At 66.2% G+C, this 23,341-nt stretch carries 25 protein-coding genes, 1 tRNA gene and 1 pseudogene; 15 read left to right on the top strand and 12 right to left on the bottom strand.

The genetic code is table 11. The features are described 5' to 3' along the window. Positions 1-50: 50 nt before the first annotated feature. The 4 genes and pseudogenes from N0D28_RS13590 to dnaG all read left to right on the top strand — a co-directional run. Positions 51-1,349 (top strand): annotated as a pseudogene (locus N0D28_RS13590) (protoporphyrinogen/coproporphyrinogen oxidase); the annotation flags it as partial. Further along, the gene (locus tag N0D28_RS13585; protein WP_260560029.1) at positions 1,346-1,978 is read left to right on the top strand and encodes a VOC family protein; all 633 of its coding nucleotides are present in this window, start codon (positions 1,346-1,348) and stop codon (positions 1,976-1,978) included. The pseudogene N0D28_RS13590 and the gene N0D28_RS13585, both read left to right, overlap by 4 nt. Continuing rightward, a complete protein-coding gene (locus tag N0D28_RS13580; RefSeq protein WP_260560028.1) occupies positions 1,971-2,402 on the top strand; it encodes an NUDIX domain-containing protein in 432 nt (143 codons plus the stop codon). The genes N0D28_RS13585 and N0D28_RS13580 overlap by 8 nt, the downstream gene beginning before the upstream one ends. Positions 2,403-2,659: 257 nt before the next feature. After that, entirely contained in the window at positions 2,660-4,417 is a 1,758-nt protein-coding gene (dnaG, locus tag N0D28_RS13575; protein ID WP_260560027.1) for a DNA primase, read from the top strand. Positions 4,418-4,485: 68 nt separating this feature from the next. Here dnaG and N0D28_RS13570 read toward each other — a convergent pair whose 3' ends face one another. Then, positions 4,486-5,313 (bottom strand): EamA family transporter, encoded by an 828-nt coding sequence (locus N0D28_RS13570; protein ID WP_260560026.1) that lies wholly within the window; start codon positions 5,311-5,313, stop codon positions 4,486-4,488. A 119-nt stretch (positions 5,314-5,432) separates the two neighbouring features. Between N0D28_RS13570 and N0D28_RS13565 the strand changes: the two genes are divergently transcribed. Next, the gene (locus N0D28_RS13565; protein WP_260560025.1) at positions 5,433-6,128 is read left to right on the top strand and encodes a histidine phosphatase family protein; all 696 of its coding nucleotides are present in this window, start codon (positions 5,433-5,435) and stop codon (positions 6,126-6,128) included. Positions 6,129-6,213: 85 nt separating this feature from the next. Beyond that, positions 6,214-7,194 (top strand): NADPH:quinone oxidoreductase family protein, encoded by a 981-nt coding sequence (locus tag N0D28_RS13560; protein ID WP_260560024.1) that lies wholly within the window; start codon positions 6,214-6,216, stop codon positions 7,192-7,194. Positions 7,195-7,284: 90 nt separating this feature from the next. On the opposite strand, the gene serS is transcribed toward N0D28_RS13560, so the two are convergent. The 4 genes from serS to N0D28_RS13540 all read right to left on the bottom strand — a co-directional run bounded on the left by serS (position 7,285) and on the right by N0D28_RS13540 (position 11,089). Further along, entirely contained in the window at positions 7,285-8,550 is a 1,266-nt protein-coding gene (serS, locus tag N0D28_RS13555; RefSeq protein WP_260560023.1) for a serine--tRNA ligase, read from the bottom strand. Positions 8,551-8,631: 81 nt separating this feature from the next. Further along, the gene (gene gatC / locus N0D28_RS13550; protein ID WP_260560022.1) at positions 8,632-8,922 is read right to left on the bottom strand and encodes an Asp-tRNA(Asn)/Glu-tRNA(Gln) amidotransferase subunit GatC; all 291 of its coding nucleotides are present in this window, start codon (positions 8,920-8,922) and stop codon (positions 8,632-8,634) included. A 44-nt stretch (positions 8,923-8,966) separates the two neighbouring features. Continuing rightward, a complete protein-coding gene (locus N0D28_RS13545) occupies positions 8,967-10,229 on the bottom strand; it encodes an aspartate aminotransferase type Ic (RefSeq protein ID WP_260560021.1) in 1,263 nt (420 codons plus the stop codon). 80 nt (positions 10,230-10,309) lie between these two features. After that, positions 10,310-11,089, bottom strand: a complete 780-nt coding sequence (locus tag N0D28_RS13540; protein WP_260560020.1) for a DUF554 domain-containing protein — start codon at positions 11,087-11,089, stop codon at positions 10,310-10,312. Positions 11,090-11,472: 383 nt separating this feature from the next. On the opposite strand from N0D28_RS13540, the gene N0D28_RS13535 reads away from it, so the two are divergent. Further along, entirely contained in the window at positions 11,473-11,673 is a 201-nt protein-coding gene (locus N0D28_RS13535; RefSeq protein WP_260560019.1) for a helix-turn-helix domain-containing protein, read from the top strand. A 216-nt stretch (positions 11,674-11,889) separates the two neighbouring features. After that, positions 11,890-12,666, top strand: coding sequence for a glutaminyl-peptide cyclotransferase (locus N0D28_RS13530; RefSeq protein ID WP_260560018.1), 777 nt, complete (start codon positions 11,890-11,892; stop codon positions 12,664-12,666). Between the two features lie 55 nt (positions 12,667-12,721). On the opposite strand, the gene N0D28_RS13525 is transcribed toward N0D28_RS13530, so the two are convergent. Next, positions 12,722-12,847 carry a hypothetical protein gene (locus N0D28_RS13525; protein ID WP_260560017.1) on the bottom strand — a complete coding sequence of 42 codons (126 nt, stop codon included), beginning with the start codon at positions 12,845-12,847 and terminating at the stop codon, positions 12,722-12,724. Positions 12,848-13,320: 473 nt separating this feature from the next. Between N0D28_RS13525 and N0D28_RS13520 the strand changes: the two genes are divergently transcribed. Together N0D28_RS13520 and N0D28_RS13515 are read left to right on the top strand one after the other, a co-directional pair. After that, the gene (locus N0D28_RS13520) at positions 13,321-14,166 is read left to right on the top strand and encodes an NAD-dependent epimerase/dehydratase family protein (RefSeq protein ID WP_260560016.1); all 846 of its coding nucleotides are present in this window, start codon (positions 13,321-13,323) and stop codon (positions 14,164-14,166) included. A 100-nt stretch (positions 14,167-14,266) separates the two neighbouring features. Continuing rightward, complete coding sequence (locus N0D28_RS13515; RefSeq protein WP_260560015.1) at positions 14,267-15,520, top strand: MFS transporter; 1,254 nt, start codon at positions 14,267-14,269, stop codon at positions 15,518-15,520. Position 15,521: 1 nt separating this feature from the next. Here the strand turns inward: N0D28_RS13515 and N0D28_RS13510 are convergent, their stop codons facing one another. The 3 genes from N0D28_RS13510 to N0D28_RS13500 all read right to left on the bottom strand — a co-directional run bounded on the left by N0D28_RS13510 (position 15,522) and on the right by N0D28_RS13500 (position 17,027). Further along, on the bottom strand, positions 15,522-16,274 hold the full coding sequence (locus N0D28_RS13510; protein WP_260560014.1) for a class I SAM-dependent methyltransferase: 753 nt from the start codon (positions 16,272-16,274) through the stop codon (positions 15,522-15,524). Positions 16,275-16,344: 70 nt separating this feature from the next. Further along, a complete protein-coding gene (locus N0D28_RS13505) occupies positions 16,345-16,716 on the bottom strand; it encodes a metal-sulfur cluster assembly factor (protein WP_260560013.1) in 372 nt (123 codons plus the stop codon). Continuing rightward, positions 16,713-17,027 (bottom strand): rhodanese-like domain-containing protein, encoded by a 315-nt coding sequence (locus N0D28_RS13500; RefSeq protein WP_260560012.1) that lies wholly within the window; start codon positions 17,025-17,027, stop codon positions 16,713-16,715. Before N0D28_RS13500 ends, N0D28_RS13505 begins: the two co-directional genes overlap by 4 nt. A gap of 56 nt (positions 17,028-17,083) precedes the next feature. Between N0D28_RS13500 and N0D28_RS13495 the strand changes: the two genes are divergently transcribed. Together N0D28_RS13495 and N0D28_RS13490 are read left to right on the top strand one after the other, a co-directional pair. Beyond that, positions 17,084-17,356, top strand: coding sequence for a rhodanese-like domain-containing protein (locus N0D28_RS13495; protein ID WP_260560011.1), 273 nt, complete (start codon positions 17,084-17,086; stop codon positions 17,354-17,356). A gap of 18 nt (positions 17,357-17,374) precedes the next feature. After that, a complete protein-coding gene (locus tag N0D28_RS13490; protein ID WP_260560010.1) occupies positions 17,375-17,848 on the top strand; it encodes a P-loop nucleotide/nucleoside kinase family protein in 474 nt (157 codons plus the stop codon). A 67-nt stretch (positions 17,849-17,915) separates the two neighbouring features. Here the strand turns inward: N0D28_RS13490 and N0D28_RS13485 are convergent. Then, positions 17,916-17,992 (bottom strand) — tRNA-Met (locus tag N0D28_RS13485). Positions 17,993-18,246: 254 nt separating this feature from the next. Between N0D28_RS13485 and rpmI the strand changes: the two genes are divergently transcribed. Both rpmI and rplT read left to right on the top strand, forming a co-directional pair. Continuing rightward, positions 18,247-18,447, top strand: a complete 201-nt coding sequence (rpmI, locus tag N0D28_RS13480; protein WP_260560009.1) for a 50S ribosomal protein L35 — start codon at positions 18,247-18,249, stop codon at positions 18,445-18,447. Between the two features lie 3 nt (positions 18,448-18,450). Beyond that, positions 18,451-18,831, top strand: a complete 381-nt coding sequence (rplT, locus tag N0D28_RS13475; RefSeq protein WP_260560008.1) for a 50S ribosomal protein L20 — start codon at positions 18,451-18,453, stop codon at positions 18,829-18,831. A gap of 102 nt (positions 18,832-18,933) precedes the next feature. Here rplT and N0D28_RS13470 read toward each other — a convergent pair whose 3' ends face one another. Both N0D28_RS13470 and N0D28_RS13465 read right to left on the bottom strand, forming a co-directional pair. Further along, positions 18,934-19,662, bottom strand: a complete 729-nt coding sequence (locus N0D28_RS13470) for a class I SAM-dependent methyltransferase (protein ID WP_260560007.1) — start codon at positions 19,660-19,662, stop codon at positions 18,934-18,936. A 16-nt stretch (positions 19,663-19,678) separates the two neighbouring features. Then, positions 19,679-22,774 carry a DNA translocase FtsK gene (locus N0D28_RS13465; protein ID WP_260560006.1) on the bottom strand — a complete coding sequence of 1,032 codons (3,096 nt, stop codon included), beginning with the start codon at positions 22,772-22,774 and terminating at the stop codon, positions 19,679-19,681. A 101-nt stretch (positions 22,775-22,875) separates the two neighbouring features. On the opposite strand from N0D28_RS13465, the gene N0D28_RS13460 reads away from it, so the two are divergent. Next, complete coding sequence (locus tag N0D28_RS13460; RefSeq protein ID WP_260560005.1) at positions 22,876-23,316, top strand: M67 family metallopeptidase; 441 nt, start codon at positions 22,876-22,878, stop codon at positions 23,314-23,316. Positions 23,317-23,341 lie beyond the last annotated feature (25 nt).

Here is a 23,341-nt window from a genome sequence, read left to right as displayed (position 1 = left end):
TAGGCTGAGCGGCTTGGCGTTCGGTTCAAGCTGCTGCGCCCCGATGCGTTACCCTTCAGTTTATGGACGTGATTGTCATTGGCGCGGGGCTGGCCGGACTGACCGCCGCGCGCACCTTGCAGCGGGCGGGTCAGCGGGTGCGGGTGCTGGAAGCCTCGGCGGTGGTGGGCGGGCGCGTGAAGTCGCGTGAACAGTCTGGCTTTACCCTCGATGCGGGCTATCAGGTGCTGTTCGAGGCGTACCCAGCGGTGCAGCGTCAGCTCGATCTGTCGGCGCTCGATCTGGTCCGCATTCCGCCGTCTGCGGCCATCAAACTGGGCAGCAAAGAGGAACTGCTGGGCGACCCCCGGCGCGACCCCGGCGTCATTCCCGGTCTGCTCACGGCCAGCAGTCTGACTGTCAAGGACCGGTTGCTGTTTGGCCGCCTGGCCGCCTCGGTGGCGCTGGTGCCGCCCCACACCCTGCTGACCGGACCCGACGAGCCGACCCGTGCCTACCTCAAGCGGATGGGCTTCTCGGACAGGGTGCTGGAGTGTTTCTTCGCGCCGTTTTTCGGGGGCATCTTTCTGAAGCGCGACCTCTCGACGGGTGCCCGGCTGTTTCGCTATTACCTGCGGATGCTGCTCAGCGGCCCGATCAGCTTGCCCCGGCAAGGTATGTCGGTCCTCAGCGAGCAACTGGCCTCGGAACTGGTCTCGGGTAGTGCCATCACTTTCAATGCCCGCGCCCTGAAACTCACGCCGCACAGCCGGGGGGTCAGCGTGACCACCTCGCTGGGCGAACTCGACGCCCCGCAGGTGATTGTCGCCACCGACCCGCCCAGCGCCGCCCGGCTGCTCGGCGAGGATTTACCCTACGGCAGCGTGTCCAGCACCTATCTTTATTACACGGCGGACGCGCCGATTGACCCGCAGTTCCGGCTGCTGCTCAATCCGGTGGGTGGTCTGAACAACACGGCCCTCATCAACAACGCCCAGTGGCTCAGCCACCTGATTCCGGAGCGTGCCCCGGCAGGCCAGCACCTGCTCACCGTCACGGTGCTGGGCAATCCTGAGCTGGACGACGCAGCGCTGGACACGGCAGTGCGGGCCGAACTCTCGGTCTGGTACGGCGTGCGGGTCAGCTTGCTGCGGACCCTGGCCGTCGAGCGCATTGCCCACGCCCAGTACCCCCAGCCGCCGGACTATGCAGCGCATCTGCCGGGCCACGCCACCCGGTGGCCCGGCGTGCTGCTGGCCGGGGAGATCACGTCCATGAGCGGCATTCAGGGCGCTATGGAGAGCGGTGAGAAGGCGGCGGCCATCGTGCTGGGTGACCTGGCAACGATGAGCCGCCCGCGCGGGGCATGAGCGTGCCCGCTCTTGATCGTCCTGCCATTGACCATCTGGTGATCGCTGCACGCAGCCTCAGTGAAGGCGCGGCCTGGCTGGAAGACCGGCTGGGCGTACACCTTGCTCCCGGCGGCGAACACCCCACCTTCGGGACCCACAACCGGCTGCTCTCGCTGGGCGAGGCATATCTGGAAGTCATCGCCGTCAACCCGGACGCGCCCGCGCCCACCCGCCCGCGCTGGTTTGGCCTGGACACGCCTGCCGTGCAGGAGCGGCTCAAGCGCGGCCCGGCCCTGATCCACTGGGTGGCCCGCACGCCCCAGCCGCCGCTGGCCGCGCAGGGCGAGGTGCTGGCCCTGACGCGGGGCCGCTACGTCTGGACGCTGACGGTGCCGCAGGACGGCTCTCTGCCGCTGGGCGGTGCATTGCCGAGTCTGATCGCCTGGCAGGGCGACTCACCCGCCGCCACGCTGCCAGACGTGGGCGTGCGCCTGCGAAGCCTGGAGCTGATGACGCCGCAGCCGGAACAACTCCGTGAGGCGCTGACCGGGCTGAAACTTGTGGAGCTGGTGACGGTCCATCAGGCCCCCGAAACCAGATTGCAGGCGGTGCTGGACATGCCGAACGGTGAGGTTGTTCTTGCCTAATCCCCGAAGGCTGCCGCTGCGCCCCGGCGTGGGGGCCGTCATCCTGCGGCGGGATGAGGCGGGCCGCGAGTGGCTGGCTGTCGTGTGCGAGGTGGATGGCAGCCTGACCCTGCCCAAAGGCGGCATCGAGCTGGGCGAGGACGCCTTAACCGCCCTGCGGCGCGAGGTTCACGAGGAAACCGGAATCACGGAACTGGGTGTGCTGGCCGAACTCGGCATCTGGCAGCGCGAGAACCAGGCCGGGACGCGCTGGGTCGAGAACCGGTTTTTCCTGTGTGTCACGGATCAAATTGCCGCCACGCCGCTGGAACCCGGCTACGCGCTGGAGTGGCATCCTCTCGCCAAGCCGCCCGCCCTTTTCTGGGCCGACCAGTACGCCGTGCTGGCCCAGGCCCGCTTGTGGCGAATTTCACATCCTGAGTGAGACTGCTCCAAGCCGCTGTACGACGGTATTCATCAAAAAAATCCGCGCCAGCACGCTGTTTTCCGGGCCTTTACGAATGGGGCGGCAGAAGAGTAAACTGAAGGCCTGACCGCCCCGACCAGTGATGGAGCACGGGGCCGTTCGCGGCCTGCCGAAGAGCAACATTGACGGCGCTGGACACTTCGTCTGGCGCTGCGCTGTTTTCGGCAGCCTGGGTTGCCAGGAGGGGGTGAGGACACATCGGAACCAAGGAGGAAGTGCGCGAGCGGCTGAATATCGCCGACGTGGTGGGCCAGTATGTGAGCCTCACCCCGGCGGGTAAGGGCCGCATGAAGGGCCTGTGTCCCTTTCACAACGAGAAGACCCCCAGCTTTCAGGTGGACACCGAGCAGGGCTACTATTACTGCTTTGGCTGCAAGGCGGGCGGCGACCTGTTCTCGTTCGTGCAGCGCACTGAGAACCTGAGCTTCGGCGACGCCCTGCGCAAGCTGGCCGAGCAGGCGGGCGTCACCGTCGAGACGCGCTACGGCGAGCGCAGCAGCCGCGACATCTACGACGTGAACGCCTTCGCGCTGGAGTACTTCCGCAGCCACCTGCCGGGGCCGGGTCTGGACTATTTTCATACACGCGGCCTGACCGAGGAGACGATTGCCAGGTTTGAACTCGGCTACGCTCCCGATGGTTGGGACGGCCTGCTGAGCCTGGCCCGCAGCCGGGGCCTGACGGACCGGCAACTGCTGGAAGCGGGTCTGCTCTCCGAGAACACCCAGACCGGGCGGGTCTACGACCGCTTCCGGGGGCGGGTGATGTTCCCGATTCGCGACCACCTCGGGCGGCTGGTGGGCTTTGGGGGCCGGGTGCTGAACGACGAGAAGCCCAAATACCTCAATACCCCCGAAACCGAGGCGTTCAAGAAGGGAGAGTTGCTCTACGGCCTGAACTTTGCCCGCAGCGCCGCCCAGCAGGCCAGCCCAGACGGCGGCGGTGAGCTGATCGTGGTGGAAGGTTATATGGACGTGATCGCGCTGCACCAGGCGGGCTTCGAGACGGCGGCGGCGACCCTCGGTACGGCGCTGACCGCCGACCACGCGACGTTGCTGGCGAGGCTCGACATTCAGAAACTGGCCCTGATGTTCGACCGCGACGAGGCGGGCCTGAAAGCCACCTTATCGGGACTCGATCAGGTGGTGGGCAGCAAGCTGAGGGTGCGCGCCACCCGTGTGCCGAGCGGTAAGGACCCCGCCGACGCGGTGATGGCCGGAGAGCTGCACGCTATCCGGCAGGCGCTGGCGAGTGGGCTGGACGAGGTGCATTACCGGGTGGAGGCCGCCGTGCAGAAGTACGGCGTGGCGACCTCAGAAAGCAAGCGCCGCATCTTGATGGAACTGCTGCCGCGTATGCAGAACCTCGATCCCTTCGACGAGAGCGCCAGGGAAATGCGGCGGCTGGCCTGTGACCCACTGGGCCTCAAGCCCGAAGCCCTCAGCGACTGGATCGCCAACAAGGCCAAGCGCAAAACGTTGACCGACACCCACCTGGCGGGCATGTCCAGCACCCCGCAGGGCGACCACGAGCTGGCCCTGCTGCGCCAGATTCTGCTGGCCCCCTCGCTGCTGTCCAAACTCGACGGGCAGACGCCCTGGCACAACGAGACGGTCCGCAAGGTGATGCTGGCCGCGCGCGGAGCGAAAAGCAGCGAGGAGATTCTGGAAGTCTTCCGGGGCCAGCCCGAGGAGCAACTGCTGATCCGTCTGCTGTTCGAGGGCCGCGACCCCCGCGCGCACAGCCGGGCGGCCACCGAGCAGTTCGAGCAGAAGGTGGGAGCCTACGCCGCCGCCGCCGTGGACGACATCCAATCGGGCCTGAGTATCGAGTCGCTCAAGGTTGAAAAGGACCTGCTGGCCCAGCAGATGACGGGCGCTTCTGCCACCGAGCAGCGGGCGCTACTGGTCCAGATTTCCGAGTTGCAGCGGGCCATAGAAGCCGAGAAGCGGGTGCGGCGGACACAGGCCTGAAAGTCAGACTCTCAAATGAGGATGAAGAGAGCGGACGACAAGCGGAGCCATCAACTTGCCGCCGCCAACTACTTTCCTGTCAGCAGGGCCGCGCCCGCCAGCGCCAGCACCACGCCGCCCCACTGGGTTCGCCGCAGCCGCTCGCGCAGCACACCCACGGCCAGCAGGGTGGTGAAGGCCGGATACATGCTGGTCAGCAGCGCGCCGATGGCGAGGCCGCCGCCCTGCACCGAGAGCAGATAAAACAGGTTGCCCAGCAAATCGCCGGGCGCGGATCCCAGGATCAGTGCGGGCTTGCGCGGCCTTAGGCCCACCGTGAAGGCGGTCAGCGGCAGCGCGATCAAGGAACTGGCGGTGCGCGCGGCCGTGAGCGTCCAGAGAGTGCCCGACGGCTCACTGGCCTGCCCCAGCATCACGAAAAAGAAGCCGAAGCCCAGCCCGGCCAGCAGGCCCAGGCCCACGCCGTTGCTCGCCTCGCCCTGTTTGCCCGGCGCGAAACTCAGCAGCGCCGTGCCGATGAGTACCAGCGCCGCGCCCACCCAGCCGAGCGCTCCCAGTGTCTCGCCGCCCAGCACGCCCACCGCCACCGGCACCGCCGCCGAGAGTGCGCCTGCGCCCACCGACACCGCGCCCATCGGCCCCACCGCCAGCGCCTTGTAAAAGGCCAGCACCGCCACCAGTCCCACCGCACCCGCCGACGCGCCCCACCACAAGTCGGCGGCGGGCGGCAGCGGCTGGCCCAGCACCAGCGCCATCAGGGCCAGGACGGCGGCAGCCAGCGGGTGCGAGAGCGCCACCACCCGCAGCGGCGGGTCAAAGCGGCTGGCCAGCCCGGCCAGAAAATCGCCCACCCCGTAGTTGAGCGCCGAGAGGAGGCCGAGGAGAGCAGGATTCATCACGCGAGTCTAGCGGCCCGCTCGCTGAGACTGAAACCGCCTGCGGCTTGAAGCACACCTGTCGGACAGGTTAGAGTGCGGACGTTCTCAAGTTCTAGTCACTTTTACCTGGAGGCCCATTGAGCCAACTGCTGCTGATCCGTCACGGGCAGGCCACCCCGTTTGAGGCCGACACCGACCGCCTGAGCGAACTGGGCCAGGCGCAGGCGCGCCGGCTGGGCGAAGTACTGCGCTCGGAAGGATTGGGCGTTACCCACGTTCTGCACGGTCCGCTGGTGCGCCAGCGCCGCACGGCCCTGATCGCCGCCGAGGACTCGGGCTGGCCTGACGCTACCGAAGACGCCCGACTGGCCGAGTACGACGGAGACGGCTTGCTGCGTCACCTCGCGCCGTTGCTGGCCGAACAGGACGCTAATTTTGCCCGGCTCGCCCGCACCTTCGAGCAGCAAAAGTTCGGCCCCGAGCGCAACAAGCACCTTCAGGCTATGTTGGAGCCGCTGACGGCCCGGTATTTGCAAGGTGATCTTCTGCACCCCGAACTGGAAGCCTGGGCCGACTTCCAGGCGCGGGTGCAGGCGTCGGTGCGCGACCTGCTCAGGCTCTCCGGCGCAACCGTGCTGGCCTTCACCTCCGGCGGCGTCATCGGCAGCGTGGTGGCGAGCGTACTCAAAGCCCCGCCCGACACGGCCCTGGCCCTCAACTGGCGCGTCAAGAACGCCTCTATCACCCGCCTGACTTACGGCGGCGGACGGGTCAGCTTGGATACCTTCAACGAAACCGGGCACCTGCCGCCGGAGCTGATGAGCTGGCGGTGAGGTCAATCTTTCGTTTCTCCAACATCGCCCAGAAGGTCCTGAAAATACGATCAGCCTTCCCCCATCAGCCCTCCGAAGGAGCCTTATGCAAGCTGTCCAGTGCACCCATCTCGGCCCGCCCGACGACCTCGAACTGAATACCATTCCTGACCCCACACCCGGCCCCGGCGAGGTCGTCATCGAAGTTCACGCCGCGCCGCTCAACTTTCCCGACGTGCTGATGATTCAGGGCAAGTACCAGATGCGCCCCGAGTTGCCCTTCATACCCGGCGCGGAGGTGGCCGGAATCGTGACGGCGGTGGGGGAGGACGTGACCCACCTGCAGGTCGGGCAGCGGGTCGCCTCCTTCGTGCAGCTCGGCGGCTTCGCCCAGCAGGTCAAGGCCCCCGCCAGCGCCACCTTCCCGCTGCCGGACGGGGTGGACTTTGCCGAAGGTGCGGCCCTGCCACTCGCCTACGGCACCTCGGCCCACGCGCTGATTGACCGCGCCGAGCTGAAAGCCGGGCAGACTCTGCTGGTGCTGGGCGCGGCGGGCGGTGTGGGGTTGGCGGCGGTCCAGATCGGCAAGGCGCTGGGCGCGCGGGTCATCGCGGCGGCGTCTACTCAGGAAAAGCTTGACCTCTGCCGCCAGAACGGGGCCGACGAAACCATCAACTACGCCGAGCAGGACCTGCGCTCAGTCCTCAAGGAGCTGACCGGGGGCAAGGGGCCGGACGTCATTTACGATCCGGTGGGCGGCAAGCTGGCCGAACCTGCCTTTCGCTCGATTGCCTGGGGCGGCAAATACCTGGTGGTGGGCTTTGCCGAGGGCGATATCCCGGCGCTGCCGCTCAATCTGCCGCTGCTCAAGGGCGCGTCGGTGGTGGGCGTCTTCTGGGGCGAGTTTGCCCGGCGCGACCCGAAGAAAAATCTTGCCAATCTACGCCAGTTGTTGACCTGGATGGGCGAGGGCAAAGTCAAACCGCACATCTCCGCCCGCTACGCCCTGGCTGACGTGCCGCAGGCCCTCAAGGACATGGCCGGGCGCAAGGTGACGGGCAAGGCGGTGGTGGAGCCGCAGCGGTAAGCGCGCCGCGCCGTATCTGGTGCGTGAATTGCAGAAAAAGCAAAGGGCCTGACGACAGGAGTGGTCAGGCCCTTTGCTTCGTTCGGCTGCTTACCCGATGAACGCCTTCCCGCCCAGAAATCCCTGCAACGCTGCCGGAATCCGGATGCGTCCATCTTCCTGCTGGTGGTTCTCCAGAAACGGCACCAGAATGCGCGGCACGGCGATGCCGGTGTTGTTCAGTGTGTGGGCAAACTGCGGCTTGCCGTCCTCGCCCCGGTAGCGCAGGCCGGTGCGGCGGGCCTGCCAGTCGCCCAGGTAGCTGCACGAATGCGTCTCGCGGTAGAGCTGCTCGGACGGCACCCAGGCCTCGATATCGTACATCAGTGCCTTGCCCGCGCCCATATCGCCGGTGCAGTTCTGGACGACGCGGTAGGGCAGTTCCAGCGCCCGCAAGATGCCCTCCGCGTTGGCCAGCAGCGTCCCGAACCACTTCAGGGCCTCCGCCTGATCGGCCCGGCAGATGACGTACTGTTCCACCTTGCGGAACTCGTGGACGCGAATCAGCCCGCGCACGTCGCGCCCCGCCGACCCCGCCTCGCTGCGGAAGGCGGCGGAGAGGGCCGCCAGCGTCACCGGCAGGTCGCCCTCGGCCAGAATCTCGCCCGCGTACAAGCTGTTGACCGGCACCTCGGCAGTTCCGGCCAGCATCAGATCCTCGCCCTCGATCTTGTAGACCTGATCCTCGCCGCCGGGAAAATGCCCCGTCGCCACCAGCGTCTCGGGCCGCACCAGCGCGGTGGTCGAGAGCGGCGTGAAGCCCCGGTCTGCCAGGTAAGTCAGGGCGAACGTCAGAATGGCCTGCTCCAAAAGTGCCGCCTCACCTTTCAGCAGGTAACTGCGGCTGCCCGACACGCGGGCCACCCGCTCCGCATCGGCCCAGCCATGCCGGTCGAGCAGAGCGACGTGGTCGAGCGGCGTGAAGCTGAAGCTCGGCAGTTCCCCTTCCCGGCGCAGTTCCACGTTGCCGCTGTCGTCCACGCCTTCCGGCACGCCGGGCAGCGGGAGATTCGGCACGCGCAGCATCAGTTGCCGCAGGGCGTCCTCGTGGGCGCGTAGCGCCGGTTCCAGCGCCTTGATCTCCTCGCCCAGTGCCTTGCCCTTTTCGATCAGCTCAGGCTTTTCCTCTTTCGAGACCTTCGGCACGGCCCTGGCATTGGCGTTGCGCTCGGCCTGCACCGTTTCTACCCGCTGGCGCACGTCCAGGAGTTCGCGGTCAATCTTCAGCAGCTCGTCCAGATCGAGGTTGATGTGTTTGACCCGGATGGCGTCTTTGACCAGGCCGGGATTGTCCCGAATAAATTTGAGATCAAGCATGTGTGTTCCTTCCAGGGTTCGGGAGTTCTGCTCGGCGGCTGATTTGGCGCTGAATAAGCCCAGCACCTCTCCACACCCCGTTCACTCCGTCTCTACCGTGCGCGGCACTTTCACGAAGCCGCCCTGCATCTCCGGGGCCAGTTGTTCTAGCGCAGCATGCGCCAGCATCTCGCCCGGCACGTCGTCGCGCATCACGTTGACCAGGGCCACCGGGCGCTGCATTTCCTCCACGCCAGTTGTGTCCACGGCCTGAAGTTGTTCGAAGTAGCCCAAGATGGCGTTAAGTTCGCCGCGCAGTTGCTCGGCCTCGCCCTCGGCCAGGTCCAGCCGGGCCAGCTCGGTCAGATGGTTCATTTCGGCGGCGTCGATCATGGGCGTCATTGTAAGTGAAAGACTGGCGGGCAGACTCCAGCGGCTCAGCCGTGTGCGGTGCGGTACTCCTCGCTCGCCAGCTTGATGCACACCGCCACCGCCTGCATCGCCTCTCGCACTTCCTCGACGGGTGGTCGGCTGGGCGAGAGGCGAATGTTGGTGTTGTGCGGATCGACGCCGCCCGGATAGGTGGCCCCGGCAGGGGTCAGGCTCACCCCGGCAGCCTCAGCCAGCGCGATTACCCGGTCCGCGACGGGCAGCACGGTGTCCACGCTGACGAAGTAGCCGCCTTTGGGCGTCTTCCAGGTGGCGTACTCGCCCGCTGCGCCGAGTCCGGCCGCCAGTGCGTCGTAGACGGCCTGGAATTTGGGGGCCAGCAGCTTGGCGTGGTCTTTCATCAGCCCGCCCAGGCCGCCGGGATACTGCGAGAGAAACCGGACGTGTCTCAGTTGCTCGATCTTGTTGGGGCCGATGCTCTGGACGCCCAGCAACTTGGCGAGGTAGGCCACGTTGGCCTCACTGCTGGCAAAAAAGCCCAGGCCCGCGCCGCCGAAGGTGATCTTGCTGGTGGAGGCGAAGACGATGGCCCGGTCGGGGTGGCCTGCCTCGGCGCACAGCTTGATCAGATTCACTGGCACGTCGCGGTTTTGCTCGAACAGGTGATGCACCCGGTAAGCATCGTCGGCAAAAATGGTGAAGTCGGGGGCCGCCGCCTTGAGCTGCGAGAGCCGCCGCGCCTTGTCCTCACTGATAGTCTCGCCGCTGGGGTTGCTGTAGGTCGGCACAAATAAGATGCCCTTGACCAGTTCGTCCTGGGCCAGTCGCTCGACGGCATCGAGGTCGGGGCCGTCGTCCTGCATTTCCACAGTCACCAGGTCATAGCCCAGCGTTTCGAGCAATAAGAAGTGGCGGTCATAGCCCGGCACCGTCACGATCATCTTGGGCTTGCCGCTCAGGCGCACCCAGGGCTGGGGGCTGCCGCGTAGGCCGTGCAGCAGCGCCGCCGTCAGCACGAAGCCCTGGAGTTCCAGGCTGGCGTTGTTCCAGACGATCACCTGCGCGGCGGGCACGTCGAGATACTGGCCGAACAGTTCGCGGGCCTCGGGCAGCCCGTGGACGCCGCCGGGATAGTTGCGGGTATCGAGGTTCCCGGCCATATAGTCGCCCCGCCGCAGCACGTCGAGGAGGCCGTTACTGAGGTCGAAGTCGGCGTCGCTGGGTTGACCGCGCTGCATGTTGAGCTTGAGGTGTCTGGCTTTCAGGGCGTCGTACTGTTGTTGGGCAGGCAGGTCGTCACGGGCAGTCATGTCTTCAGCTTAAGGTCTGGGGTGGGCGCGGCGGGCGAGAACGTCTATGGCATTCGGCAGGGGACCGGGAAAGTTAGGCTTCACTCCCAGATCAGCCGCGCCGCCCACAGCAGCAGCGGGGCGACGAGCAGGGCCGGTAAGAAGCTCCCCACCCGCACCCGGTGCTCTTCCCCGAAGCCCAGACCGGCGAGCATCAGGTTCCAGCCGATGCCCACGATCATCAGCCCGCCCGCCCCGGTGATGACCAGCACATACGGATTGCTGCCCAGGGTCGCGGGGTCGGCCCCGCCCAGCAGCAGCCCGGCCAGCCCGCCCGAGGCCAGCGCGATGCTGCCCTGAATGACCAGCACGGCCACGGCGCTGAGCAGCACGCCGACGCCGTAGACGCTCGCCAGCGCCAGCGACGAGATGCCGTCGAGGGTGGCTTTCAGCACATACGAACTGCTGTCGCCGGTCAGGCCGTTCTGGAGGCCGCCCACAATGGTCAGCGGCCCCACGCAAAACAGCAGCGAGGCGGCCACGAACCCTTCGGTGAACTGGCCCTCGCCGCGCATCCGGCGCTTGAGGCCGTCACCGAGGTGCGAGAGCCGGTCTTCCAGATTGAGCGCCTCGCCGATGACCGCGCCCAGCGCCAGCCCGATCAGTGCCAGAATGACGCCCGGCACCGGCCCGCCCCTGACGCTGCCCAGGCTGTTCGCCATGCCCAGCCCGATATACAGGGTCACCAGACTCAGGACTTGCAGCAGCGTGCGCTGGGTGCGGGCAGGCAGGCGGCTGCCGAGCAGCAGGCCCAGCCCGGAGCCGACGATCACCGTGGCGGTGTTGATGAGGGTGCCGGAGAGCTGGGCGAGAAGCGACATGCGCGCCATGCTAGCGCGGCGCAGCGGCCTCGCCCCTGGACTGCGGCGGTTGGATGGAGCGTCATCAGTACAGCGGTCGAGAAATTCCTAAATAAAGCTTCAGTGCTGCCTGAACGGCCCCTGACATCCGCTGTTATACTGAGGGGCAAGTTGAACGCTTACGGCTGTTTTCAACCGCGCCCGCTTTTCCGGCGGCCCCGCTTCGGTGGGCCTGGCGGTCAGGCTGTGCCGGACGCGGCGCTGCGTGCTCAACCCAATCAACATCTGATCCAGTGGAGGCTGCCTTGTGGCGGCCTTTTTTCGTTGTCTCCGGCTGCCCCCACGCTGTTGCCTCGCGCCCGCCGCCTGTGGTAAATCTCTGCCCGCCCCGCCTGGAGGATCATGTGACCCTAAGCGAACAGTTCCAGACCCTGCCCAAGCTCCTGAAAGTCAGCGAAGTCGCCGAGTTTACCGGCACCCACGAGCGCACCGTGCGCCGCTGGATTCGCGAGGGCCGGATGCCCGCCGTGGAAAGCCCTGCGGGCATCCGGGTGCCGCGCCGGACGCTGTGGCGCTTTCTGGGCCTGGACCTGCTGGCCGCTTGAGAGACCAAGCCGGGTTTGAATGTTAAGGCTGACTGGGCCAAAAGGCGGACGTTTGTTGACCCTGACCCCTCTATGCTGAGCACCATGACGCGCCGCTCCCTCCTGCTTTGTCTGCTGCTGTCGTTATCTGCGCAGGCGGCCACGCCGGGACAGTCTGCTTCGCCGCTTCCGCTCACCAGGGCCTCGGTTTCCGCTCCCGCTGCGCCTGCACCCACCATGACCCCTTCTGCGGCTGCTTCCACCTCACCCAAAGCTGCGCCCGCTCCGGCGTCCGGCGTCCCGACACTGATTCCCAGGGTGGTGGGAAGATACCCGCACGACCCGGCGGCCTTTACCGAGGGCTTGGAACTGGTGGACGGCGTGCTGTTCGAGAGTACCGGGCTGGTGGGGGAGAGCAGCATCCGGCGCACCAACCCGCAGACTGGCGAGGTCATGCAGCGCCGCGCGCCGCCGAGCAGTAAGGTCTTCTCCGAGGGCCTGACGGTGCTGGGCGACGTGGCTTACCAGCTCACCTGGCAAGACGGGCTGGCGTACCTCTACGACGCACGAAACTTGCGGAGCCTGGGACAGTTGCGCTACCGGGGCGAGGGCTGGGGCCTCACCAACGACGGCAAATCGCTGATCATGAGTGACGGCTCCGACACGCTGGTCTGGCGCGACCCCGACACCTTTGCCGTGACCCGCCGCGTCCGGGTATCCGACCGGGGTGCGGCGATCACCAATCTCAATGAGCTGGAATACGCGGGCGGCAGTGTGTACGCCAACGTTTGGCTGAGCAACAAGGTGGCCCGCATCGACCCGCAGTCAGGCAAGGTCACCGCCTGGATTGACGTGACGAACCTGGCCCGCGAGGCGCAGGCCGCCGCTGCCAAAGCCGGTCAGGAACTGGGCTTCGACGACGTGCCCAACGGGATCGCCTTCAACGCGGCCAGGGGTACGCTGCTGCTGACCGGCAAGCGCTGGCCGCTGGTGTTCGAAGTCAAACTGCCCTGAGCCACCGGGTAATGAAAAGAGCGGGGCGCTGAAATCGACTTTCAGTGCCCCGCTGCTATGGTCGGCGGTTCATTTCACGTTGAGCGCGGTGGTGCTGATACGTGAGGGCGGCGGGCAGCCAGGTGCTCATGCCCGAGGCCCCCGGCGGGTCGCTGCGGGCGTGTTCCAGCAGCAGCGGCAAAGCTACTGTCCCAGGCTCGTCAGGCCCGGTGCAGGCGCTTGTGGCGCTTGTGTGGCTGCTGAGTGCTCCAGGCGTTCGAGGTCGTCCAGGCTGCTGGGGCGCTCAAGCAGGGTGCCGACAGGGCCAGCGCGTCGGGTTGCAGCGGCCAGAGGGGGCTCAGGGTCTGCCGCGCCGCCCTCGGGAGGAAGGACCGCCTGAGCGCCGAGGCGCTGGCCCCCCGGGGTGCTGAATTGGGTGTTCAGAAAATCGAGAAGTTTCGTAAGCCTCCGTAGTCAATCAGGCCTCTCCGCCAGGAAGGGGAGAGGGGCAGGTGGCTGACATGAATAAATTCACCGGATTGCTTCATAGGCCTCAGGCAGCCCGGAGTCGAGCCTTCCGCAGTCCATCTCTCGCTCGCCCGGATCGACTGGCAGGGTAAAACAGCGCAGAAGGATATGGACGAACGTCCGCCGCCGAAGGTCTAGGCTGGGGCCATGACAGACTCTTCTCCCACGTCCGTTTCCCGCCCCCAGCGGGTGCTGCTGACCGGCGCGGCGGGCCACATCGGTACGGCCCTGCGCCAGCATCTGCGCGGCCACTACGGGCTGCTGCGCCTGAGCGATCTGCCTGCCGCACTGGCCGGGCTGCCACCTGCCGGGCCGGGTGAGGAACTGTGCCCCGCCGACCTGACCGACCCGGCAGCGGTGCGCGAGGTCACGCAGGGCATGGACGCCGTGATTCATCTGGGCGGCATTCCCGACGAGGACACTTATCCGGTGATTCGCGCCGCGAATATGGACGGCACCGCCAATCTGCTGGCAGCGGCGCAGCTCTGCGGGGTGCGCCGGGTGGCCTTCGCCTCCAGCATTCACGCCGTCGGCTACGCGCCCCACGAACCCACCGGCATGAATGGGCCGGTGCGCCCCGACACTTTCTACGGCGTCAGCAAGGTCTTCGGCGAGGCGCTGGGCCGGATGTACGTGGACCGCTACGGTCTGGAATTCGTCTCGGTCCGCATCTGCTCGTTTCTGGAGCGCCCCCGCGAGGCCCGCAACCTGGCCACCTGGCTCTCGCCGCGCGACGCCGCGCAGCTCTTCCGGCGGGCCGTCGACGCGCCGGGCGTGACCTATTTGACGGTGGCGGGCATCAGCGGCAATACCCGGCGCTGGATGAATCCGGACGGCTGGGACGCGCTGGGCTACGCGCCTGAGGACAATGCCGAGGAGTACGCTGCCGAGATCGGGCACATCGTCCCTGCACCCGGCAGCCACGCGGCGCGCTTCCAGGGCGGCGTCTTCACGGAGCCGGACTATCTGGGGCGGGCCGGGGCCAGATCGTGAGGGGGCCAGCTGTGCCGTGCTGGGGAAGTCGTGGTGAGGGTGTCGGCGCAGTGTTTTCTGACTTACCGTTCGGTCAGTGCTGCGGAGTAGACTCTCTCTTATGACCGCCCCCACCAGCCCGCCGCAACCCGCGCAGCCACAAGCCAGCGTGGGACGCGCCAAACTGATTCTGTTCCTGACCATCTTCGTGGCGATGCTGGGCCTGTCGGTGCTGTTTCCGATTTTCGGACCGCTCTCGCGCCAACTCGGCCTGACCGAATCGCAGACCGGCTGGTTTTCCACCGCCTACAGCCTGATGCAGTTCGTGTTCAGCCCGATCTGGGGAGCGCGCTCCGAGCGCATAGGCCGCAAGCCGGTGCTGGTGATGGGCCTCATCGGCTTCTCGCTGAGCTTCGGGCTGTTTGCCATCGTCGCTGACCTGGGCCTGCGCGGGGTCCTGAGCGGCACCTTGCTGTTCATGTTGCTGGTCGGGGCACGCTTCCTCGGCGGCATTCTGTCGAGCGCCACTTTGCCCACCGCCCAGGCGATGATGGCCGACCTGACGGATAGGGGCAACCGCGCCGCCGCGATGGGCCTGATCGGCGCGGCCTTCGGACTGGGCGTCATCTTCGGGCCGGGCCTGGGCGGCGTGCTGGCGAACTTCGGCCTGACTGTGCCGGTGTACTTCAGTGCCGGGCTGGGCCTGGTCACGGCGCTGCTGGCGAGACTGACCCTGCGCGAGACCCGCGCTCCCGGCACCTCGGCCCCGGCCACTGGCAGCCGCTTTGCGCTGGCCCGCGGCCCCATCATCGTGTTTCTGGTGATCAGCACCCTCTTCACGCTGGCCTCGGTGGGCATGGAGCAGACCATCAGCTTTTATGTGCAGGACAATCTGCATCTGACGGTGGCCCAGACCCCGCAGGTCGTCGGCGGGATGCTGGCCCTCTTCGGGCTGATCTCGGCGGCGGTGCAGGGCGGCGCGATCCGGCCCCTCAGCAAGCGGGTGTCTTCCACCACGCTGATTCCGGTGGGGCTGGTCGTGATGGGCGCGGGCATGTTCGCCCTGAGTGCCGCCAGCGTGTTCTGGACCATGGCCGGGTCACTCGCCCTGATCGGCATCGGCAGCGCCATCCTCGGCCCCAGCCTCTCGGCCGCCCTGTCACTCAGCGTTAACGAGAACCAGCAGGGGCAGGTGGCGGGCCTCAATTCCTCGGCGCTGGCGCTGGGCCGCATGACCGGCCCGCTGATCGGCACTGGCCTCTACCAGACGGTCAGCCACCACGCGCCGTACATTTTCAGCGGCGGCGTGCTGGCGGTGCTGCTGGTCGTCGTGGCACTGGCCCGGCCCCAGGTCAGGACACCCGTACCGGGATAAGTCAGCCCAGCGGCGTCAGGACTTTGACCTCGGCTCCAAACACGAACTCGCCTCCCTCGCCGTCCGGCAGCAGGGGGGCGAGTTGTTCGTGAAGCCAAGTCGCTACCTGTTCCGGTGTCTCGCGCCCCGCGTCGGTCACAGTGATGGTATTGCTCTGGGTCAGAAAATAGGCGATCAATAGCTCTCGGCTCAGCGTCACAGGGTGGGTGAAGCGCTCGGCGTGGAGAGAGAACCCGGCAGCTTCCGCCTCAGTTTGGCCGAAGGGGCGGCGGTCACGGTCAGCGCTCGGGTAGCGTCGCAGATAGCTTTGCCAGAAGTCGGCAAATTTCGGCTCCCCCGTCATCTCGCCCTCAAACCAACTGTTGCAGATCGCCAGCAGGCCGCCCGGTTTCAGCGCCCGCCGCGCCTCAGCCAGAAACTCTTCACGCCTGAGCCAGTGAAAGGCCATGAACACCGTCAGCACATCGGCGCAGCCGTCCGGCAAAGGCAGCGTCTCGGCAGGGGAGAGGGCGTAGCTCACGCGCGGGTGGGGCCGGGCATGGGCCAGCATTTCCTTTGAAATGTCGAATGCCCGCACCTCGGCCACCAGTTCGGCCAGCGCCACGCTGCATTGCCCGGTGCCGCAGGCCACGTCCACGCCCAGGGCTGTGCCTGCCAGAAACGGCTCGACCCGTGCCAGCACCAGCGGCTGCACGTCGGGGCGTCCGGCGGCGTAGCGGGCGGCTCCGTCGGCGCTCAGAAAGGGATTGGTCATGTCCCCACTCTAGCGGCCAGGCAGCAAAAACGCCCCGGCGCAGAGGCCGGGGCGTCTCAGAAAGCGTGTCTCAGATGTTGAAGCCGAACATCCGCATCTGGCGCTTGCCGTCTTCGGTCATCTTTTCCGGACTCCAGGGCGGCGTCCAGACAAACTCCACATTCACCCGGTTGACTCCGTCCAGGCGCATCACGGCCATCTCGGCGTCGGAGCGGATCAGGTCCTGCACTGGGCAACCCACCGAGGTCAGTGTCATGGTCACGTCGACCACACCCTCGGCGGTGATGTCCACGCCGTAGATCAGGCCCAGGTCCACCACATTCACCGGGATTTCCGGGTCCTTGACGATCTTCAGTGCCTCGCGTACCTGCGCCTCGTCCGGCAAACCCGCCGGGGCAGGCGCGGCGGCCGGGTTGATACCGGGATTAGCGTCTTCGCTCATGATGCTCCCGCCTCGGTGGGCAGGCCCGCTTCCTGCCAGGCCAGGGTGCCGCCCTTGAGGTTGGAGACATGGCTGTACCCGTTGTCCAGCAGGTGCTGGGCGGCCTGGGCGCTGCGTGCCCCGCTGCGGCAGATCATCACCAGCTCTTTGTCCCTGGGCAATTCGCTGTAACTCGCCGCGAATTCGCTCAGCGGCATCAGTTTCGCGCCCTGGGCATGGACATCCTCGTATTCACTCTGCTCACGCACGTCAATGAGCATCGCGCCGTCTTTCATTCTGGTCTGGGTTTCCTGCGGGCTGACTTCGTTCATGAAATCAGCATACCTGAGCGGCCCACTCGGTATTGTGAGTCGCCTAAACTGTTCACATGCTGCCTGGTCCTCAGTACCTCGTCATTGACCTGCGCCCCGGTGCCCTGCAAAGGGCTGAGCCGCTGTCCTCCCTGATCCCCAATCCCAGCCGCGCCGTGACGCTGGCCCAGATCGAGGAGGGCGAGCACGGCCTGAGCGCCGCCGACGGTCCGCTGGTCGTCCTCTGCGAGCGCGGCGTTCGCAGCACGCTGGCGGCCCGCTTCCTGCGCGCCGACGGACTGGAGGCGGTGGCCTTTCCCGGCGGCGTCCCGGCCCTGCGGCGGCCCTGAGTCGGCCATGAGTCGGGCGTGAGTCGGCCCACCATCCACGCCATGCACGGTTTTCTGGGCAGTGGCAAGACGACCCTCGCCCGCCAGCTGGAAACGGAGTTGCCAGCCATGAGATTCAGCAGTGACGAGTGGATGGTCGCCCTTCACGGTCAGGACCCACCCGCCGCCGACTTCGGTGACTCCCGCTCGAGGGTTTACAGTCTGATGCGGCGGCAGTGGCTCCGCGTACTGGAACTGGGCCTGCCCGTTATTCTGGACGAGGGCCTGTGGAGCCGCCGCGAGCGTGACGAACTGCGTTCGGAGGCGGCTGCACTCGGCGTGCCGCTCACGATCTACACTTTGAACACGCCCGAAGACCTGGCCCGCGAGCGCGTCCGGCGGCGCAACGCTGAACCGGGCAGCCTTTTTATCGCCGAGAACACCTACGATCTGTTTCGCCTACGCTTCGAGCCGCTCGGGCCGGACGAGGCGCACGTGGTGGCGGCGCTCTGACGGATGCTGCCTCAGTCCGGAGGACAAGCAAAAGCCCCAGCCACTTGGACTGGGGTACTTTTGATGTTGGTTGCAGGGACAGGATTTGAACCTGCGACCTCCGGGTTATGAGCCCGACGAGCTACCAGACTGCTCTACCCTGCGTTAACTGCTTTGCCCCGTTTTCCGGCGCTTAGAAATAGTACCCCCGAGCTGGCAATGTGTCAACTGTGATTGGAGTCGCGGTAGCCTGAATCAGGCCAGATCAGGCCCTTGCTTCCCTGCCCCGCTGCCCTGTATAGTCTTTTCTTGGCCGCAAGTGGGGCCGGGCATCAACAGCGCTCCCGAGCGCGGCCCGCTGACCCCCAGACGGCGACGCCCCAATTTAGGGGCTGTCCGCCGGGCTTTTGAGGAGAATCATGCCGAAAGTAAAGACCAAGAAAAGCGCCGTGAGGCGCATCAAGATCACCGCCACTGGCAAAGTGATGGCGTTCAAGAGTGGCAAGCGCCACCAGAACACCGGCAAGAGCGGCGACGAGATCAGCGGCAAAGGCAAAGGCTTTGTGCTGGCCAAGAGCGAATGGGCGCGTATGAAAGCCGCCCTGCCTGGGAGGAGATAAGGTATGCCACGCACCAAGACCGGCATCATTCGCCGCCGCCGCCATAAAAAGGTGCTCAAGCGGGCCAAGGGCTTCTGGGGATCACGCTCCAAGCAGTACAAGATGGCCTTCCAGACGCTGCTCAACGCCGCGACCTACGAGTACCGGGATCGCCGCAACAAGAAGCGCGATTTCCGTCGTCTGTGGATTCAGCGCATCAATGCGGGCGCTCGCCTGCACGGCATGAACTATTCCAACTTTATTGCCGGTCTCAAACTCGCGCAGATTGATCTGAACCGCAAGATTCTGGCCGATATCGCCGCCCGCGAGCCGGAAGCGTTTGCCGCACTGGTCGAGAGCGCCAAGACCGCCAACAGCAACAAGGTCAGCAAGAACGCCGCCTGAACTTGAGATGACTATCAGGGCCGCTCCTTTCGGGGGGCGGTTTTTATGTGGGCGTATGGCGTGTAACTTTTGCAGAGATGAGCAACACTCAAATTCTGTGCATCATTCTGGACGACGGAAAAGGGCAGCATTCAGGAAACCCATTGCAAACACAGCCTCAGCATTGTCAGGGCTTAGGGGGCCGCTGTCCAGCAGCTCCAGTTCGGAGAACACCGCCTGCAAGTCGTCCGTGCTGTACGCGGTTCCCCCTTCGAGTCTGCCTTGTCTGAACAGCGTCAAGTCATCAGCCACGCTGCCCATTTCACCCGGCGCAAAGGTGCAGATGCCGAAGAGTCCGCCGGGTTTGAGACATGCTGACAGGGCCGTGAGGTAGGACAGCCTTCGGTGCGGTGCGAGATGGTGAAAGCACCCCGAATCGTACACCACATCAAATGGTCCGCCCGGGATCTCTTCGCGCAAGACATCGCATTCGGCATAGGAGGCGCTGGAATCGGGAGACCGCTCACGGGCATGGCTCACCGCGTAGCGAGAGAGATCGACGCCTGTGGCGCAGTAGCCCTGAGCCGCCAGCCAGCGGGTATTCCGGCCCAAGCCGCAGCCGATGTCCAGTGCCATTTTGCTCCCGGTCCTCGGCAGGTCAGTGGTGGGGAGCAGGCCGCGTTTTTGCCAGTCCACCAGATTGGCATCTGGCAAGTCGGAGTTGAGTGGGTGATCTGGGCGGCCAAAGAGGTCGGCCCAGTGGTCGTGGGCGTTTCGTCTGGTCCAGTCCGAACCGTCATCAAAGAGGTGGTCGAGGGTGTCCAGGAGTTGTTCCAGGGTGGAGAGGCGCATCCGGTTCTCCATTTTGCTACTTCCCGAAATACTCCGGCAAGTCCTCTCTATTAATCAGGACTTCTCTAGGCTTGCTGCCCTGGTGCTTTGACACAATGCCCATCGCTTCGAGCAGGTCCATCAGCTTGCCCGCTCTGGCGTGGCCCACCGACAGGCGGCGTTGTAGACGGCTGACGCTGCCCTGGCCTTCCTCGATGCAGATCTCGGCGGCCTGCCTCAGCAGCGGGTCGGAGAAGTCCATGTTGCCCTTGTCATGGCTCGGTCCGCCCGCCTCGATGCCGCCGTCGAAATCTGGGCCGTAGAGTTCCACGAAGGCGTCGTCGAACACCTGACGGCGCAGCTCCTCGGTGATCCGGTTGGATTCGTCCTCGCTGATATACGGCCCCTGAAGCCGGATCGGCTTGACCAGGCCCGGCTGGTAAAACAGCATGTCGCCCATGCCGGTGAGGCGCTCGGCCCCCATGCTGTCCAGAATGGTGCGCGAATCGTGCGAACTGCTGACCGCGAAGGCGATGCGGGCGGGCACGTTCACTTTAATGAGGCTGGTCAGAATGTCCACGCTGGGCCGCTGGGTCGCCAGAACCAGGTGCATGCCGGTGGCGCGGGCCATCTGTGCCAGGCGCATGATCGCCGACTCGACTTCTTTGGGTGAGGTGATCATCAGGTCGGCCAGCTCGTCAATGATGATGACCAGATGCGGCAGTTCGGTTTCATTGACCTGGCGCATCTTGGCGTTGTACTGCTCCAGATTCTTGGCCCCCACCTGCGACATCATCTTGTAGCGCCGCTCCATGTGGGCCACCGCGCCGAGCAGCACCCCGGCGGCGTCCACCGGGTTGGTCACCACGCTGCGCACCAGGTGGGGAATGCCGTCGTAGGGGGTCAGCTCCACCATTTTCGGGTCGATCATCAGAAAGCGCAGATCGGTGGGCAGGTACTTGTACAGCAGTGAGGTGATCAGCGTGTTGACGCACACCGACTTGCCCGACCCGGTGCTGCCTGCGATCAGGAGGTGCGGCATCTTGGCGAGGTCACCCACCATCAGTTCGCCGTCGATGCTCTTGCCCAGGATGATCGGCAATCTGGCGCGGGTGTTCTTGAAGCTGCTGGCCGCCACCGCCGTGTGAAACGTGACCGGTTCGCGCTCGGCGTTGGGCACCTCCAGCCCGATGACGTTCTTGCCCGGCACCGGGGCCTCGACGCGAACCCCGCCGACGGCCAGGGCGCGGGCCAGGTCGTTACTGAGGCTGGCGATGCGGCTGATCTTCTCGCCGGGGGCCGGTTCGATCTCGTAGCGGGTAACGGTGGGGCCGCGCGCGAAGTCCACGACCTTGGCCGACAGCCCGAACTGGCCCAGCGTTTCGTTGATCAGGCCCGCCCGCTGCCTTGCCGAGATGTCGAGTTGCAGGGCGTTGTGGGCGTCCGGCGGAATCGGGTCAAGCAGATCGGTGCCGGGAATCGCCAGGTCGAGTGCGCCCTGCTGCGGGCGGCTGCGTCTGGGTGCACTGTCCGGCGCGTCCTCCCAGGGCAGGCTATCGGCCTCCAGCTTGCGGCCCGAGGGCACCGGCAGTGGCCCGCCCTGTCCCTGGATGCCGCTGCTGCCCGCCGCCACCGGCTTCATCATGACAGGCACCGCCGAGGCCACCAGGATCTCGGTTTTCAGGGAGTCGTCCTTGGCGGCGCCCTCCTGAGCCGGGTCCATCTGCAAGTCGATCAGGGGCGGCTGGAAAGCCAGCGTGCTGCCAAAACTGTCCAGCGTGGGTTCGGCGGCGCTGAACAGTTCGCCCTGCCCAAAGTCGAAGTCGAGAAGCGGCGTACTTGTTTCGGGCTGACCATGATCTTGGCCATGCTCATGAACATGGTCGAGTTTCTCCTGCCAGGCGGCGCGCTCGGCCAGGGTGGTATCGGAGTCGGTCAGCAGCGCCTGTTCGAGGGTCTCGGCCAGGTGCGCCGGACCCGCATCGTAGGCGCGTGCCAGGGCAGGCCAGCCTCCGTAGAGCTGGGCGCGGCGGTGCCAGGCGGCGTAGCCTTCTTCCAGTTCGCGCCAGCTCTGCACCCGCTGGGCGTGGGCCGGGCGCTCACGGGCCAGGAGCGCGGAGTCGGGCTTGCCCAGCGCCTTGGCGGCGCGCGAGCGTTCGCGCTCCAGGCTGCCAGCTTTGGCCGCCAGGCGCGAGAGGTCGAGCGTCAGGCTTCGCCGCAGCCGCTCCAGCGCTCCGCTGGCCAGGGTCGAGGGCAGTTCCAGGCCGAGTTCGTGGCGACCCGCGCGCACGTCCTGGGCCAGCCGCTCGACTTCCGCACCCGCTTCGGGGGCTTCTCGGTCCACGCCCGACTGCAACTCGCGCCCGGCGCTCTCGACAAACGAGTGGCTGATCTCGCGCCAGTGCTTCAAGTCGGCCTCCATGTCTTTAAGGCCGTGTTCGTCGAGGGCGCGTACCTGCTTTCCGGCGTCTTTGGTCTCGTCTTTCCAGCTCTGAAGTTCGCGGCTCTCGGGAAAGAGCTTGCCGAGCGTCTCCAGGTTGCGGCTGTGGGCCACGAGGTGCTGGCGCACCTGCTGGCGCTGCTGAGCGGTTTCCCGGCCTTCCTGCCGGGTCTCGACGGCGGCCTGCCCCCAGTTCAGCAGCATGCCGATTCCGGCGCTGAGGGTGCGGAAAAAACCTTTGAGCAGGCTCAGGGGGCTGAGCTTGAGAATCAGTTCCAGTCCCAATGTCAGGGTGATGATGGGCAGCAGGGCCGCCGCGTAGGACAGCACTAAGAGCGGGCGCAGGGCGAGCGAGGCGAGTTGCCCCGCCGTGCCGGGCGCGAAGATCTCCTGCAAGACCAGCAGTGAGAGCATCACCACGGCGGCTCCCAGCACCCGGCGGCTGAGGCTGCCCAGATCTTTGTTCAGAAAAATCAGCACGCCGTAACACAGCGGCAAGATGGGCAGGGTGTAGCTGGCCCAGGTGAGCCAGGTCATCAGCAGCGTGTGGGCCTGCGACATGAACCCGGCTCCCTGGGTGGGCAACCCCAGCGTAATCATCAGGAAAATGCCCAGCGCGAACAGCACCAGCCCGAACGCCTCGCCGTCGAAGCGGTTCTGGGCGGTCCTGGCGCTTTTTTTCGCCTTGGTCATAGTGTTCAGTCTAGCGGCTGCGGCGCACTTCTGGCGCTGAGCGGTTTCGGGTCACGTTACAGTTCAGCCGCCGCCAGCGCCGGGAAGCCTCACACTGAAGTATGCCTGAAGCTGCCCATCCCGCTGATCTGCCGCCGAGCGCCGCACCGTGGCTGGCCTTGCCGGAGGTGCTGGAAGTCCAGCTCTGGCAGCACGCCGGGCGGGCCGCGCCGCAGGAATGTGTGGGTGTGCTGGGCGGGCGGCGGGGAGACGGCGGCTGGCACGCCGAGGCGCTTTATCCGCTGAGCAACGTCGCCGCCGCCCCGGAGCGTGAGTATCTGGCCGACCCGGCAGGGCTGCTGCGCGCCCTCAAGGCCATGCGGGCCGAATCTCTCGAACTCGTCGCCATCTATCACAGTCACCCGGTCGGCCCGGCACAGTTCAGCCGCACCGACCGGGCCAGGGCTGCCTACGACGTGCCGTACCTGATCGCCGATCTCAGCTGCGCCGTGCTGGGCGCATACCTGCTGCCGGAAGGCCGGGTCTGCCAGCTCAGGCGGTGACCGGGTGTCCGGATGCTGGGTTTTT

Origin of the sequence: Deinococcus rubellus (assembly GCF_025244745.1) — a bacterium.
Taxonomy (GTDB): domain Bacteria; phylum Deinococcota; class Deinococci; order Deinococcales; family Deinococcaceae; genus Deinococcus; species Deinococcus rubellus.
This window is presented reverse-complemented; position numbering and strand designations above follow the sequence as displayed.

Excerpts from the sequence above, each read along its gene's own strand:
- N0D28_RS13585 (WP_260560029.1), top strand. The coding sequence starts at position 1,346 with ATGAGCGTGCCCGCTCTTGATCGTCCTGCCATTGACCATCTGGTGATC.
- N0D28_RS13570 (WP_260560026.1), bottom strand. The coding sequence starts at position 5,313 with ATGAATCCTGCTCTCCTCGGCCTCCTCTCGGCGCTCAACTACGGGGTG.
- N0D28_RS13560 (WP_260560024.1), top strand. The coding sequence starts at position 6,214 with ATGCAAGCTGTCCAGTGCACCCATCTCGGCCCGCCCGACGACCTCGAA.
- serS (WP_260560023.1), bottom strand. The coding sequence starts at position 8,550 with ATGCTTGATCTCAAATTTATTCGGGACAATCCCGGCCTGGTCAAAGAC.
- gatC (WP_260560022.1), bottom strand. The coding sequence starts at position 8,922 with ATGATCGACGCCGCCGAAATGAACCATCTGACCGAGCTGGCCCGGCTG.
- N0D28_RS13545 (WP_260560021.1), bottom strand. The coding sequence starts at position 10,229 with ATGACTGCCCGTGACGACCTGCCTGCCCAACAACAGTACGACGCCCTG.
- N0D28_RS13540 (WP_260560020.1), bottom strand. The coding sequence starts at position 11,089 with ATGTCGCTTCTCGCCCAGCTCTCCGGCACCCTCATCAACACCGCCACG.
- N0D28_RS13530 (WP_260560018.1), top strand. The coding sequence starts at position 11,890 with ATGACCCCTTCTGCGGCTGCTTCCACCTCACCCAAAGCTGCGCCCGCT.
- N0D28_RS13520 (WP_260560016.1), top strand. The coding sequence starts at position 13,321 with ATGACAGACTCTTCTCCCACGTCCGTTTCCCGCCCCCAGCGGGTGCTG.
- N0D28_RS13515 (WP_260560015.1), top strand. The coding sequence starts at position 14,267 with ATGACCGCCCCCACCAGCCCGCCGCAACCCGCGCAGCCACAAGCCAGC.
- N0D28_RS13510 (WP_260560014.1), bottom strand. The coding sequence starts at position 16,274 with ATGACCAATCCCTTTCTGAGCGCCGACGGAGCCGCCCGCTACGCCGCC.
- N0D28_RS13505 (WP_260560013.1), bottom strand. The coding sequence starts at position 16,716 with ATGAGCGAAGACGCTAATCCCGGTATCAACCCGGCCGCCGCGCCTGCC.
- N0D28_RS13500 (WP_260560012.1), bottom strand. The coding sequence starts at position 17,027 with ATGAACGAAGTCAGCCCGCAGGAAACCCAGACCAGAATGAAAGACGGC.
- N0D28_RS13495 (WP_260560011.1), top strand. The coding sequence starts at position 17,084 with ATGCTGCCTGGTCCTCAGTACCTCGTCATTGACCTGCGCCCCGGTGCC.
- rpmI (WP_260560009.1), top strand. The coding sequence starts at position 18,247 with ATGCCGAAAGTAAAGACCAAGAAAAGCGCCGTGAGGCGCATCAAGATC.
- rplT (WP_260560008.1), top strand. The coding sequence starts at position 18,451 with ATGCCACGCACCAAGACCGGCATCATTCGCCGCCGCCGCCATAAAAAG.
- N0D28_RS13470 (WP_260560007.1), bottom strand. The coding sequence starts at position 19,662 with ATGCGCCTCTCCACCCTGGAACAACTCCTGGACACCCTCGACCACCTC.
- N0D28_RS13465 (WP_260560006.1), bottom strand. The coding sequence starts at position 22,774 with ATGACCAAGGCGAAAAAAAGCGCCAGGACCGCCCAGAACCGCTTCGAC.
- N0D28_RS13460 (WP_260560005.1), top strand. The coding sequence starts at position 22,876 with ATGCCTGAAGCTGCCCATCCCGCTGATCTGCCGCCGAGCGCCGCACCG.